This window comes from Dysgonomonas sp. (assembly GCF_035323175.1).
GTDB lineage: Bacteria > Bacteroidota > Bacteroidia > Bacteroidales > Dysgonomonadaceae > Dysgonomonas.
In genome coordinates this window covers 85361-98679 of the sequence record NZ_DAOKYH010000010.1, presented here as the reverse complement: position 1 = coordinate 98679, position 13319 = coordinate 85361, and the positions used below count along the sequence as shown (strand labels likewise).

15 protein-coding genes are annotated in these 13319 nt (G+C 38.7%); 9 read left to right on the top strand and 6 right to left on the bottom strand.

The features are described from left to right. The first annotated feature begins 53 nt into the window (after positions 1 to 53). From PKC55_RS12635 to PKC55_RS12625, 3 genes are all read left to right on the top strand, one after another. Positions 54 to 476 carry a hypothetical protein gene (locus PKC55_RS12635; RefSeq protein ID WP_135105535.1) on the top strand — a complete coding sequence of 141 codons (423 nt, stop codon included), beginning with the start codon at positions 54 to 56 and terminating at the stop codon, positions 474 to 476. Positions 477 to 615: 139 nt separating this feature from the next. After that, the gene (locus PKC55_RS12630) at positions 616 to 1905 is read left to right on the top strand and encodes a hypothetical protein (RefSeq protein ID WP_291125092.1); all 1290 of its coding nucleotides are present in this window, start codon (positions 616 to 618) and stop codon (positions 1903 to 1905) included. 10 nt (positions 1906 to 1915) lie between these two features. Continuing rightward, positions 1916 to 2866 (top strand): NAD(P)-dependent oxidoreductase, encoded by a 951-nt coding sequence (locus tag PKC55_RS12625; RefSeq protein WP_291125089.1) that lies wholly within the window; start codon positions 1916 to 1918, stop codon positions 2864 to 2866. Here PKC55_RS12625 and PKC55_RS12620 read toward each other — a convergent pair whose 3' ends face one another. After that, the gene (locus PKC55_RS12620) at positions 2867 to 3364 is read right to left on the bottom strand and encodes a low molecular weight protein-tyrosine-phosphatase (RefSeq protein WP_291125086.1); all 498 of its coding nucleotides are present in this window, start codon (positions 3362 to 3364) and stop codon (positions 2867 to 2869) included. 164 nt (positions 3365 to 3528) lie between these two features. On the opposite strand from PKC55_RS12620, the gene PKC55_RS12615 reads away from it, so the two are divergent. From PKC55_RS12615 to PKC55_RS12605, 3 genes are read left to right on the top strand one after another with little or no spacing between them, the layout of a single operon-like run. Further along, a complete protein-coding gene (locus tag PKC55_RS12615; protein WP_291125082.1) occupies positions 3529 to 4398 on the top strand; it encodes an AbiTii domain-containing protein in 870 nt (289 codons plus the stop codon). An 11-nt stretch (positions 4399 to 4409) separates the two neighbouring features. Then, positions 4410 to 4892, top strand: coding sequence for a hypothetical protein (locus PKC55_RS12610; RefSeq protein WP_291125079.1), 483 nt, complete (start codon positions 4410 to 4412; stop codon positions 4890 to 4892). An 8-nt stretch (positions 4893 to 4900) separates the two neighbouring features. After that, a complete protein-coding gene (locus PKC55_RS12605; protein WP_291125077.1) occupies positions 4901 to 5284 on the top strand; it encodes a hypothetical protein in 384 nt (127 codons plus the stop codon). A 105-nt stretch (positions 5285 to 5389) separates the two neighbouring features. Here the strand turns inward: PKC55_RS12605 and PKC55_RS12600 are convergent, their stop codons facing one another. From PKC55_RS12600 to PKC55_RS12580, 5 genes are all read right to left on the bottom strand, one after another. Next, positions 5390 to 6046, bottom strand: a complete 657-nt coding sequence (locus PKC55_RS12600; RefSeq protein WP_135105531.1) for a helix-turn-helix transcriptional regulator — start codon at positions 6044 to 6046, stop codon at positions 5390 to 5392. A gap of 33 nt (positions 6047 to 6079) precedes the next feature. Further along, positions 6080 to 6898, bottom strand: coding sequence for an alpha/beta hydrolase (locus PKC55_RS12595; RefSeq protein WP_291125073.1), 819 nt, complete (start codon positions 6896 to 6898; stop codon positions 6080 to 6082). Positions 6899 to 6915: 17 nt separating this feature from the next. Further along, positions 6916 to 8052 (bottom strand): glycerate kinase, encoded by a 1137-nt coding sequence (locus PKC55_RS12590; protein ID WP_324373250.1) that lies wholly within the window; start codon positions 8050 to 8052, stop codon positions 6916 to 6918. Positions 8053 to 8072: 20 nt separating this feature from the next. Next, a complete protein-coding gene (locus PKC55_RS12585; RefSeq protein WP_006841817.1) occupies positions 8073 to 8501 on the bottom strand; it encodes a DUF2147 domain-containing protein in 429 nt (142 codons plus the stop codon). Between the two features lie 112 nt (positions 8502 to 8613). Next, positions 8614 to 9657 carry a lysylphosphatidylglycerol synthase transmembrane domain-containing protein gene (locus PKC55_RS12580; protein ID WP_291027879.1) on the bottom strand — a complete coding sequence of 348 codons (1044 nt, stop codon included), beginning with the start codon at positions 9655 to 9657 and terminating at the stop codon, positions 8614 to 8616. A gap of 99 nt (positions 9658 to 9756) precedes the next feature. Here PKC55_RS12580 and PKC55_RS12575 point away from each other — a divergent pair, with 99 nt between their 5' ends. From PKC55_RS12575 to pbpC, 3 genes are read left to right on the top strand one after another with little or no spacing between them, the layout of a single operon-like run. Then, entirely contained in the window at positions 9757 to 10185 is a 429-nt protein-coding gene (locus PKC55_RS12575) for a C-GCAxxG-C-C family protein (RefSeq protein ID WP_291125061.1), read from the top strand. Beyond that, on the top strand, positions 10182 to 10700 hold the full coding sequence (locus tag PKC55_RS12570) for a GNAT family N-acetyltransferase (protein ID WP_291125058.1): 519 nt from the start codon (positions 10182 to 10184) through the stop codon (positions 10698 to 10700). Before PKC55_RS12575 ends, PKC55_RS12570 begins: the two co-directional genes overlap by 4 nt. Next, complete coding sequence (gene pbpC, locus PKC55_RS12565) at positions 10693 to 13086, top strand: penicillin-binding protein 1C (protein WP_291125055.1); 2394 nt, start codon at positions 10693 to 10695, stop codon at positions 13084 to 13086. Before PKC55_RS12570 ends, pbpC begins: the two co-directional genes overlap by 8 nt. The last annotated feature ends 233 nt before the right edge of the window (positions 13087 to 13319 follow it).

Sequence of the window (13319 nt, the reverse complement as noted above, 5' to 3'; positions counted from 1 at the left end):
ATCCGGGTTTTTCGATTTGTAAACAAAAGCGTTTTATTTCTGTTTTAAGTAATATGGATATATGTATAGATTTTGACGGGACATGTGTAACACATGAGTTCCCGAATATAGGAAAAGATATTGGCGCAATCCCTGTTTTGAAAGAACTAACGGATAAGGGGCATCGGCTGATACTCTTTACGATGCGCAGCGATCGCAAAAAGAAGAAAAAAATAAATGGCGAGGAGGTCATCGTTGAAGAAAACGTACTGACAGAAGCCGTAAAATGGTTTGAAGATAATGGCATACCTTTGTATGGCATCCAAAAAAATCCGACCCAACGGTTTTGGACATCATCGCCCAAGGCCTATGGGCATCTCTACATAGACGATGCGGCTCTGGGTTGCCCACTTGTTTTAGATGATCCCACATCTGATAGACCCTATATAGATTGGGTTCGAATAAGAGAAATACTGGTGGATTCGGGTGTTTTATAAATAAAGCAAATTATAAAAAGGAATTGCTCTCGCATTCTCATTTTCCTTTTTTCACTACAGAGTAAAAAGTGTCACACAGAGATCTTTCAATACAAGAAATACATCATTATTTTTACCAACGACTTAATTACTGTATAAAATGGGCAGAAGAATATTATTTATCATCTTAATGTTTGTTTCTCTAGGCTCTTTCGGTCAAGAGAAAATGGCTTTACGCACCGATGAGGTGAATGTATACTTTAAGGAAGCAGAAGTTGCTGCAAAGAAAAGTAAGAACCTTTGGGGTAAAAATATCTTTGGTCCTATAATGTTAATTAATCCGGCAACGAAAGAAATCTATGCGAATGTACAAGACTCGTTAGGCGAACTAAAACAAGACAATCATATCTATACCGGAATTTTCTCCAAAAAGGAAAATATCGCTAATACTTCTATCCGATGGAACGGAACAGATTGGGCTACAGTGATGCTGCCTTTGCCCGAAAATAAATATGATCGAATAAGTTTATTGCTTCATGAACGGTTCCATGTTGTGCAACCGAAACTGGGGTTTAGCCAAAGTAATGGCGACTGTGCTCATCTTGACAGTAAAGATGGCCGTATATACTTGCGATTAGAATTAGAGGCTCTTAAAAAAGCAGTTTCGGCATCGACAACATCCCAGATTAATGAGCATGTGACGAATGCATTTATATTCAGAAAATACAGGCAATCTCTTTTCTCCGGGGCGGATACCGAGGAAAATAAACTAGAACTCAATGAAGGTCTTGCCGAATATACAGGCGAAGCAAGTTGTGGAAGACCCGAAAAACAAAAGGGAGAACACTTTGTGAAGAACATTGATAGATCTATGAAAAATCCCACTTTTGTACGCTCTTTCGCCTATCAGACGATCCCTGCCTATGGTTATTTATTGGATAAGAGGAAGCAAGGGTGGAACAGAAGTATAAATGATAATACCAATCTCAGTAATTTTCTTATTGATGCTTTTCAAGTGAAAATTCCTTCAAACTTGAAAGATATAGTGAGCCAAATTGCGAACTCATATAATGGCACTGAGATTACAAATGAAGAGATAATCCGCGAAGAAAAAATTCAGAAACTTATAGTAGAATACAAATCCAAATTTATCGAACAGCCTCATTTCGAAATAAGATTGGAAAAGATGAGGATAAACTTCGACCCTCGTAACATTATGCCTCTTGAAAATAAAGGTACTGTATACCCTAACGTTAGAGTTATAGATGAATGGGGCACATTAACAGTTACCGATGGAGCATTAGTGAGTTCGGATTGGAAAACAATCACAATAACAAACCCGACTAATATGGATGGATATAAATTATCGGGGAATGGTTGGACGTTAGAGCTAAACAAAGGGTACTCAGTAGTTATTACAAACGGAAATTTTGGTTTGAAAAAAGATTAAAAACATTAAGATGAAAAAGATATTGATGGGGCATAATTTCAAACGGGAAGATTTTGTCGGACTTGAAGGAAAGTTTATCATTATATACCCCGAAAACAAGCTGTTCACAAAAGATGAAATTTTGGAACGGATATCCGACATAGACGTATTCGTCCCTAATTTTTCGTTTCAGACAGATGCAGAGATTATAGATAAGGCAAAAAACCTAAAACTGATAGCCAACTATGGTGTAGGGTATAACAATATAGATGTGGAATACGCAGCCTCGAAAGGCATTGCCGTAACCAATACTCCCCAATCGGTACTAGAGCCCACAGCCGAGTTGTGCTTTGCCCTGATGATGGCAACAGCTCGTAAAGTAGCTTATTACAATCACAAGCTGCACTCAGGCGTCAGGCTCGATTGGAGTATATATGGAGATTTGGGTGTTTCGCTTTATGGGCAAACGCTTGGTATATATGGCATGGGGCGTATCGGGCAGGCGGTTGCACGCAGAGCCTTAGCATCGGGCATGAACATCATTTATCATAATAGAAACAGGCTGCCAAAAGACATTGAAGATAAGTATAATGCTACTTATGTAGATTTCGACACACTCCTCAAAGAGTCGGACGTGGTATCGCTTAATGCACCTGCTACACCCGAAACTTATCACCTGATGGGAGAAGCCGAATTCAAGAAAATGAAAAACAGTGCTATACTTATCAATACTGCCCGTGGGCAACTGGTAGACGAGAAAGCTCTTGCCACAGCCTTGAAAACAGGAGAAATATATGCGGCCGGTCTTGATGTGTTCGAAAAAGAGCCTAAGATTTTCCCGGAACTATTGGAATTGGATAATGCCATTCTGTCCCCTCACGCCGGAACAGGCACTTATAGCGCACGGCGGGATATGGCTCACGAAGTGGTAAAAAATATAATCAACTTCTTTGAAGGAGGGCAAATAGATAAGGTGAATTAGTTACAATTCACCTTTCTTCATTTTATTCAGCAGCCCATCGCAAGAGTCTTCCAGCAGATCGAGAACCAGCTCAAAGCCGTCAGCGCCCGAATAGTAAGGATCGGGTACATGATCGTGTACAAAGTCTTGCGAAAAATCCATTATACGGTATACTTTCTTTTCCGATTCCAAGTCGGGTGCGAGTCGCATTACATCACGATGATTGTTGTCGTCCATCACCAAGATAAGATCAAAGCGATCGAAATCATTAACCGTGAACTTACGAGACAAAGAATCCAGCGTATACCCTCTCCTTGTTGCATGCTTTCTCATTCGCAAGTCGGGCAATTCATCGATATGATATCCTGACGTTCCCGCCGAATCGACGGTAATCTTATCACTTAACCCCTGCTCTTTTACCATCGTCTTGAAAATTCCTTCCGCAGCAGGAGAACGGCAAATATTTCCTAAACAGACGAAGAGTACTTTATATTCCTTTTGATTGTCAATATTTTGCATTTATTCTTTCGTTTTGGTTTACTAAGTGGTTTACAGTTATTATATAGTAATGCTTTACAAGTATATAGTTATTTTATGATATGGCAAAAAGAATGTAATTCTTATTGTTATGTTGGATAAAAACATTTAATATCTTTACATATATAACCATCATAAATGCACCTATGATAAAACAACTTATAGGAGATCTAACTTTTGATAGAATATCATTATCACAAGCTTTAACAAGAGCTAAGATTATTGCATATAAAATCAATAATACGCAATTTAAAGAATGGATATCTTTTGAATTAAATGGATATCCTGAAAAGAGTAAACTCCCAACATATAGGATTGTTTCTTGCGATATTTTTGTTGAGATTGTAGACCCATTTAGAGGCAAATATGATGTTCCTTTTGAGAATACTACGCAAGATGAGGATGCTCTAAAAAACTTTTATTCAGAGTTTTTAATGCAAAGCATTTCTCTTTTAGAAGAAAGTTATAGCAAAGAAGATATTCATAAGTTTGGGTACTTCTATTTTTCTGAATCTGATGTTCAAAAATTGAGAGAAAGCTCTCCACAGGGGCTTTTAATAAGAAATGCTAAAAGAAGAATTCAAGTGAGTGAAATTAAACATGTTATCGACACTACAAAGCAAAGGTTATTAGACACATTATTAGAGTTTAATGAGGTATTCCCTAATTTAGAGAATGAATACAAGGATAATATCCAAAATGAGGCAAAAGCCCAAACTATCATAAATCAAACAATTTATGGAGATAATACAAACTCAAATATTGCTATAGGTGAAAATATTACACAATCAACAGAGAACAACGCTAAATTAGATAACCTAATTCAAGAACTTAAAAAATTGGGAATAGATGAAAGTGACACGAATGAAGTTCGAGAAATTATAATAAATGAAAAGAAAGAGAATTGGGGTAAGAAATTAATGACATGGGTAGGAAAAATGACTACTAAGGCAGTTGAAAAAGGGATAGAATTACAAGTCCCCGTATTAATTGAAAAAGTAAGTGAATTTCTCTAAACAATCTATATATGACAGACACTACTATTTCTATATTGGGCTTAATTGTTTCTTTTATTGGCTTAGTAATATCAATAATAACTTTATATCTTGCAGGCACAATCAAAAAGGCTGTCAAAAAAGCAAATTCAGAAGTACTATTTAATTATAAGGTTGATAACATTGTAAAGAAATTACAGGCATTTAACAAAGAGTTTATTTCTAGTTATGAGAATATAGATGAAAGAAGAGTGAAGAACATGTTAAGTGATTTAAGATCGGTATTAACCCTGTTATTACCCATAGTTCCTTCTGTACATACAGCAAAATGCCAAACAGCAATAACTAAATGTCAGAAAGGTTATAACTCAACATTTATAAAATCTAATGATATAAAGAAAAAGTGGTATAAGAAATATATTAACATAGATTATATTTGGGAAGTATATAATGATGTTAATCATCTCATAGATTTGCTAAAAGATATAGAGACCGATAAAAACATATTAAAATAAATTACCTCATGAATAGTAATGAAGATAAAGCAATAGCAACTATACAGAAAATACTACGAGATACAAAAGATGCTAGAATAAAATGGCATGTCGCAAATTTTCGGATATCTCAAATAAAAGGGTTGGGAGCTAATGAAGAAATCATTGGGCACGTTTATACTACTAATATATCCAATAAGCATTTACGCTTATATAGATATAAAACTAAATATTTTGTTGATGAAGAAAGAACAGAATTGATAGATTATATAAGATTAGAGTTTTATGAGACTTTTGATTATAATACAGAATGGGTATTTCCATATACCAATGCTCTTGATGATTTATATATAGCTATTATGGCACAAACAGCAGGAGTTAATGATTTTTTTGATGAATATTTGATTGACTAAATATTGAACTCAGTTTTTACTCTCTGAACAGTAGCAGTCACAAAGCCTATTAACTTAGCAGTATTGCGAATAGAATAGGCATATTTAACATTGGGATAATATCAATCAGATATAATACTCTGCCATATCAATCAATCCCGCACGCATCGCATATTTCGTTGCTTCGTGCACATTGTTTACTTCCAGCTTGCGGAAGATATTCTTACGGTGGGTAATGATGGTATGAAAGCTAAGATTGCGATTCGCCGCAATTTCTTTTGTGGTGCGCCCTATGGCTATTTCTTTCAGTATTTCTTTTTCTGTAGAGGTCAGTATATGATCCACAGTATCGGTAGGTGCTTTCTGTGCTTGCAGTAATTGGTTGGCAACCCTTGCACAAATAAAACGTTCACCCCTTAATACATGAGCCAGCGCAATATTTATCTCGTCGAGCCCCGACGACTTGAGTACAATACTGTAGGCTTCACTTGTAGATGTCAATCTGCGCAGAAACTCATAGCTCAGTTCTTCGGAGAATAACAACCAATTCACATGCGAAAAACGATAACCTACATTCAGCAAGTCATCTACACTTATAAAATCAGACAGGGTATAATCCAGTATCACAACGGCTTCGGGGTGAGAGCTCAACAATCTTACCAATTCGGATTTACTTTCCGTGAAAAGTACCGAAGAGGCTTTTTTTGTCTCACCTACCAGCGTCTCCATCCCGATACGGGTTATACCTTGCCGGTCTACGATTATAACATCTTTCTGTTCCATTTAGTCATTTGATGCAAAGAACAGTAAAGTTAGTTATTTCTGCTTAAAAAACTTATAAAAAAATAGCATTTGATAATCAATTGCGTTATTCCAGTATTCACCGGTATGTCCTCCCGGACGAACGATATAATCATGATTGATATTTCGGTATACCATTTCTTTGTGCAATTGCTCGTTTACCTGATAGAAGAAGTCGTCTGTTCCGCAATCGAAAATAATAGATAACGAACCCGGTTCTATCTTATCCAGTTGATTGATCACCGTATGGCTATCCCACAACTCGGAGTTCTCTTTATACGAACCTATACGCAGTTTCATATCCCAGTTGTTTGGAAAAGGACGTATATCCACACCTCCGCTCATCGACCCGCATGCACCAAAAACATCGGGATGGTTTATACCTAGCCACAAACCTCCATGACCACCCATGCTAAGCCCTGTTATCGCACGGCCTTTGGGAGAAGTAATTGTTTTATAATTTTGGTCGATATACTGCACCAATTCTTTGCTCACATAGGTCTCAAACTGAAATTTAGGATCGATAGGGCTATCCCAATACCAACTATTCTGTCCATCGGGGCAAACAACGATCATCCCCAATCGGGTAGCATCTTGTGGTAGTGTTGGTTTGAGCGACACCCACGAATCATAACGTCCCGAGTAGCCATGCAGAAGATACAGCACAGGATATTTAACCGTACCATCCTTCTTATATCCATCAGGAAGAATTATTACATTTTTTATACTTCGGTTCATTTTAGGACTGAATACCTCAATTGTATCCACAGTCTGAGCCTGTACAGAACACAAAGCAAAGATTGCAAGTAAAAATAAAACAGCTTGTTTTTTCATAATATTTTAGTCAATAATTATAGTTCATGCTTCGTCAAGAAGTTTGCAATAGCCTGCTCTACATACTCCTCTCCTCTTTTCATCGATTCCTCCAGGGAAACACTTTCAGGTTTAATGGGAATTATAAAGTCAAAGACAGAAGTATATAACTCCTGTGCTCCTTTTTCCAGATCTCCTGCAATAGCTATTACTTTTTTCCCTTCCGCTCGTGCTAGTTGAGCGACACCATAAGGTGTTTTCCCATATTGGGTCTGAGAATCTATTTTACCTTCACCGGTAAATACCACATCAGCCTTTTTTATCGCAGCTTTAAGATTAGTATAGTCTATTACAATATCGATGCCTTTCTGCAAACGTGCATTTGTAAACGTTAGCAATCCGGCTCCGAGACCTCCGGCAGCACCGGCTCCCGGTACATCTTTCACTTCTCTGCCCAGTTGATTTTTAATCACTTCTGCATACTGTAGCAAGGCATCGTCCAGCACACTTACCATTTCCGCAGTAGCTCCTTTCTGCGGTGCGAAAACAAAAGAGGCTCCGTTTTCTCCACACAAAGGATTGGATACATCACAGGCTACCTCAATATTGATATCTTGTAATCGCATATCTATAGATGAGACGTCTATCTTATCCAATTCTCGGAGAGCTAATCCGCCAAACGGCAGATCTCTATTTTCCTTATCAAGAAATCTGACTCCTAACGCTTGGGCGAAGCCTGCGCCACCATCGTTAGTAGCGCTACCTCCTATTCCCAATATTATTTTAGTTACACCTCTGTTGAGACATGCCTTAACCAACTCACCTGTGCCGTATGTAGTGGTCAAAAGTGGATTGCGCCTACCCTTATCTATCAGGTAAAGCCCACTTGCCGAAGCCATCTCAATAACGGCAGTAGATCCATCACCCAGAATTCCATATTTAGCAGAGACTGCCGATCCCAACGGACCCGTTACAGGCTCTTCATATATCTTACCGTCGGTAGCATCTACCAAAGATTGCACAGTTCCCTCTCCTCCATCTGCCATTGGTATTTTGATGCATATTGCTTCAGGGTAGATTCTTTTTATACCTATTTCCATCGCATCACACACTTGCTTGGCTGTCATGGAACCTTTAAACGAATCGGGAGCTAATACAAAAATTGGGTTTTTCACAGATTAGCAACTTCGTAGATTTACTTCACTCTTGTCCAGACCTGTGTTCTTCCAAAAGCTGAAATACCTACATAGCCTCTTACTTTCAGTTTATCGTTTCCGTCAAGCGATACGGTACATTTGTACAGTTTGCCATTCGATGGGTCTAGTATCTTTCCATCACTATATTCTTTACCATCTTTAGATAAGCCTTTTAGAATCTCAAGACCAAGAACCGGCTTGTCTTTATCAGCCCCCGAACAATCTTTACACTTTATATCTTTCTTGGCAGGATTGAGTATCTCGATCACTTTTCCATAGATTTTACCGCCACGTTCGGTGATTTCTACAATCGATTTAGCTTCTTTGGTTTCATCATCAAATGTTTTCCATTTACCAACCACAGATTGTGCATTTGCAGTAAGTATAGAAATAAAGAACGCCGACAGCAATATTAGTTTTAATTTCATACAATAATTTTTTAATTGGTTATTCGTTTACGAAAATAGTCAAAAATAAAGAATAGTTTATTTTGAAACTTTCTAAAAGTGAAGTCTGAAATAATAAATATTGTAAAGAGATTTAGTTCTCTTCCTTTTCTTGTTGTTTTCCAAAAGATTTCTTCACCCACCGAGGAACAATCAATGCCCCCACCAACAGGTAATTATAATAGGTAAGCAATCGCCACAAGAGGATCATCAACGGCACAACCCCTACTAATGGTATAAATTCGCTCAGGTATTCTTTAAAGATAAACTCACTGAAACCGCTTCCTCCGGGTGTAGGACTTACTACCATCATAATCCACATTACAAACTGGCGGGCAAAGATAAGCAGGTTGTCATGCACAGTAAAGAATGCCATAAAGATAGCATTGACTACCAGGTATCGTGAACCCCAAGACAAAATGGTAGCGAGTATCAGAGGCCACCAAAAAGAGATGCCTTTTCCTCGTATTTCCCTCGAACTAATAACGAGATCATCGCCCGCTTTCACTGCACTTTTGTGCCATCGCCTCAAAAAAGGCAATCGAAAGAACTTAATAATAAGCCAGCGTATTGCCTGAGGTCTAAAAAACAGCCCAATTATCAGCAGTGTACACAGAATCATTTTTATAAGATAAGCCACTGCAAACAAAGCTAATACTCCGTTACCTAGGGCCGAATGATCGGAGAATAAAGTATCGAAAGGGATAAAAAGAAGTAGAATAGGAAATGTAACAACAAAGTACATTTCGTCGAGCAACAACGTAACAAATACCATTGCCGTACTTCGCCCGACAGGGATTTTCTCTTTTGTCAAGAAAACAACAGCCATTGTAGAACCTCCTACTACCGAAGGTGTTATTGCCGAACCGAATTCAGCCAAAAGAGTGACTTTGATACATTGCATCCACGACAATTGCTTTTCGGTAAGATAACGATAACGGATTGTAAAGCCGATATCACGCCCCAACATAAAACAAAAGGCAATACATATCCAGAATACAGTATGTTCTGTAATGGATATCTGTTTGAGATCAGACATATCAAACTCGCGGCTAAGCATGTATATGATAACTCCTATACCGATGAAGGTAGGGAGCAATATCTTCCATATACTAAATCCTTGAGATTCTTTTTCCATATTTAAAATCTGAAAACGTACAAAAATAAGAAAACATTTCGTCTTTTTCTTTTCTTTCGTACATTTACATAGCCGAACTCTTAATAACAAATGAACGATATGCAAAACAGAGTAGAAAAAGCAATCGCTTTATTCAACAGCGGTTATAATTGCGCTCAAGCTGTCTTTACAGCTTATGCGGATATATATGGTATCGATTCTGAAACAGCTCTGAAACTATCCTGTACATTCGGAGGCGGAATGGCCGGTACTCGCGAAATGTGCGGAGCTGTATCCGCCATGACAATGATAGCCGGGCTGGAGACAGGAACGGCAAAAGCCAACGATCAGGAAGGGAAACAATATTCATTTGATAAGGCACAATACCTAATGAATGAATTTAAGAAAGAAAACAAATCAGTCATCTGTCAGAATCTCTTACTCGAATTGGAGAAAGAACCCGAACCTGCCGATGGTAAAAAACGATGTTCTAAATTCATTAAGTTATCCGCCGAACTTATCGAAGAACATTTAATCAGAAAGAAATGAATTTTGCTCTACACTCGGAAAGGATAAAACTAAGAGCAATCTTAAAAACCGATACTGAGGCCATATACAATTATCGCTCGTTACCCGAAGTTGCCAAATATCAATATTGGGAACCTTTTACCATGGAACAAGCACACGATTTTGTCAGCCGATGCTGTAATCCTGATTTGGACGAAGAAGATCAATGGATAGGCTTGGCTATCGTGTATCAGGGAAAAGTGATAGGTGATTGCGCTTTCAAGATTAGCGAAAATATAGCAGAAGTCGGTTGCAATATTTCGCCCGAGTATCAGGGTATGGGGCTCGCAAGAGAATCATTGAGCATTCTTATTCGTTATTTCCTTAAAAATAAAGATGTAAAAGAAATAATAGGGATCACTGATTCAAGAAATATCGCTTCTGTCAGGTTGATGAAATCGTTGGGCATGGTTAAAGTTCCGGACTTCGAAACCCGGCTAGTTTGCAAAGGCGAAGATTGCATCGAACACAAATATGCTATAAGAATACATGATTGAACAATATATACAAAAGAGCAAAGCTTTTATTTTCCGCTTATGGGAGAAGTATAAAGGAGCAAAAAAGAAATACCAAATAGGGATTCCCATTTGTCTCATTCTTCTTGTGTGGTATATATTTTGTTTACCTTCTCCACTATTCCATGTACCATATAGTACAGTTGTATCCGACAGGCACGAAGAGCTACTTGGCGCACGTATTGCAGACGATCAGCAATGGCGTTTTCCCACAAGCGATTCTATCCCTGAAAAATATAAGATCTGTTTGATAGAGTTCGAAGATCAACACTTTCGTGCACATTGGGGAGTAAACCCTTTAGCAATAGCACGTGCTATAAAACAGAATATCAGCAGCGGAAAAATCAGGAGCGGAGCAAGTACCATCACCATGCAAACCATCCGTCTGTCTCGGAAAGAGAATCGTACATTCGGAGAGAAGTTTATAGAGATGATATTGGCTACACGACTCGAATTTTCATACTCCAAAGACGAGATACTCAATCTGTATGCATCGCATGCTCCGATGGGAGGAAATGTGGTAGGAATTGACGCTGCATCGTGGCGATACTTCGGACATCAGGCGGCAACACTATCATGGGCAGAAGCAGCAACCCTCGCCGTGCTCCCCAATTCTCCGAGCCTGATGCACTTCGGTAAAAACAGAGATAAGCTTCTGAACAAAAGAAACAAGTTACTTGAAACACTTCATCAGCGAGGTATTATAGAGAAAATAGACTACGAACTGGCAGTGGGCGAACCCTTACCCTTTCAGCCTTATGCACTACCCCAGATAACACCGCACTTGGTTACCCGCATATACAAAGAGGATGGAGGTAAACATATAACAACGACCATAGATAAATACCAACAGGAACAGACAGAATCTATCCTTAACCGCTGGAATGCAGAATTTGCCCAAAATGGAATTAAAAATATAGCAGCAATAGTTTTCGATGTAGAAAAGAATGAGGTTGTCGCCTATTGCGGGAACGTTGATTTCGAGAAGGATATCTCCGCCAATCAGGTAGACATTATACAAGCGCCTCGCAGTACAGGCAGTATACTCAAGCCTTTTCTTTATTGTGCTATGTTGCAAGAGGGAGAATTACTCCCCAATCAACTCCTACCCGACATACCGATCAATATAGGAGGGTTTGCGCCCAAGAATTTCAGCTTGCAATACGATGGAGCCGTTTATGCCTCCGAGGCTCTTGCACGCTCCCTAAATGTCCCGTTTGTAGTATCCCTTCGCAACTATAGCATCCCCAAATTCTATAACCTGCTAAAAAAAGCGGGGATGACTACACTCAACCGTTCTGCTGACAACTATGGTCTGTCTCTTATATTAGGCGGTGCTGAAGGGAAACTGTGGGATATAAGCTCTATGTATCTGAGTATGGCGCAGCAATTAAACTTTTATAACGAAGACGGCAGATATTATGAAATGGGTCAACCCTCTTATATACTGAATAAAAATAATGGAGAGAAAGGCGATCGTATCAGAAATCCGTTATTTTCGGCAGGAGCAATCTGGCAAACATTCGACGCACTGACAAACCTGAACCGCCCCGAAGAAATAGACTGGCGGTCGATACCATCTATACAAAAAATAGCATGGAAAACGGGAACCAGCTTTGGGTTTCGCGACGGATGGGCTGTGGGCGTAAATCCCAAATATGTAGTTGGCGTCTGGGTTGGAAATTCGGATGGAGAAGGACGTCCCGGGCTAACAGGTGCTCGTACTGCAGGCATGGTGATGTTCGACATATTCAGCTCATTACCGCAAAGCCGTTGGTTCGAAAGACCTGATCGAGATCTTGTAAGGGCAGAGATATGCCACGAAAGTGGATTCTTGAAAAGCATGAATTGCCCCGAAACAGAAATAGATACGATGTGGATTTGTAAAAAAGGACTGGAAGCAAAGCCATGCCCATATCATAAACTTGTCCACCTATCGGAGGATATGCGTTATCAGGTTTACGAAAACTGCGCAGGCAGTAGAGGTATTATACATACATCGTGGTTCATTCTGCCGCCATCGTGGGAATGGTACTACAAAGAGCAGCACCCTTCTTATCGTTCTCTACCTCCTTATTCACCCGAATGCATTAAAGATTCGGATGTGAAACCAATGGAATTTATTTATCCTTTCCCTAATGCCCTTATTTCGCTACCTAAACAGTTGGATGGCTCTCCCGGACAACTTGTATTTGAGCTGGCTCACAGAAATCCTCAGAGCCGTGTGTTCTGGCATCTTGATGGGCAATATATAGGAGAGACTGAAATCTTTCACAAAAAAGAATATATTCCGGAAAAAGGAGAGCATACTTTGACCGTAGTAGACGATACCGGAGCTAGTCTTTCCACAAAATTTACAATAAAATAAAAAACAAACACACAATAAAATACTATACAACAATCAGTTATAAAATTGAATGAAAAATATTTTATTTTTCGCAACATTTATATGCAACGTTTTTAAAAGAAATGCATCTTTATAATATATTTTTTTAGAGACTTCTCAGCCTTCATACAAAACACAGTGTACAAAAACTATATTAAAAAGAGGTCGCAGTTTAGAATATGCCCATATTAAAATCTGCGATTTAAAAAATAAAA

Coding starts and splice junctions, on each gene's coding strand:
- PKC55_RS12625 (WP_291125089.1), top strand. CDS start 1,916: ATGAAAAAGATATTGATGGGGCATAATTTCAAACGGGAAGATTTTGTC.
- PKC55_RS12620 (WP_291125086.1), bottom strand. CDS start 3,364: ATGCAAAATATTGACAATCAAAAGGAATATAAAGTACTCTTCGTCTGT.
- PKC55_RS12610 (WP_291125079.1), top strand. CDS start 4,410: ATGACAGACACTACTATTTCTATATTGGGCTTAATTGTTTCTTTTATT.
- PKC55_RS12630 (WP_291125092.1), top strand. CDS start 616: ATGGGCAGAAGAATATTATTTATCATCTTAATGTTTGTTTCTCTAGGC.
- PKC55_RS12580 (WP_291027879.1), bottom strand. CDS start 9,657: ATGGAAAAAGAATCTCAAGGATTTAGTATATGGAAGATATTGCTCCCT.
- PKC55_RS12605 (WP_291125077.1), top strand. CDS start 4,901: ATGAATAGTAATGAAGATAAAGCAATAGCAACTATACAGAAAATACTA.
- pbpC (WP_291125055.1), top strand. CDS start 10,693: ATGATTGAACAATATATACAAAAGAGCAAAGCTTTTATTTTCCGCTTA.
- PKC55_RS12600 (WP_135105531.1), bottom strand. CDS start 6,046: ATGGAACAGAAAGATGTTATAATCGTAGACCGGCAAGGTATAACCCGT.
- PKC55_RS12570 (WP_291125058.1), top strand. CDS start 10,182: ATGAATTTTGCTCTACACTCGGAAAGGATAAAACTAAGAGCAATCTTA.
- PKC55_RS12575 (WP_291125061.1), top strand. CDS start 9,757: ATGCAAAACAGAGTAGAAAAAGCAATCGCTTTATTCAACAGCGGTTAT.
- PKC55_RS12635 (WP_135105535.1), top strand. CDS start 54: ATGGATATATGTATAGATTTTGACGGGACATGTGTAACACATGAGTTC.
- PKC55_RS12615 (WP_291125082.1), top strand. CDS start 3,529: ATGATAAAACAACTTATAGGAGATCTAACTTTTGATAGAATATCATTA.
- PKC55_RS12595 (WP_291125073.1), bottom strand. CDS start 6,898: ATGAAAAAACAAGCTGTTTTATTTTTACTTGCAATCTTTGCTTTGTGT.
- PKC55_RS12585 (WP_006841817.1), bottom strand. CDS start 8,501: ATGAAATTAAAACTAATATTGCTGTCGGCGTTCTTTATTTCTATACTT.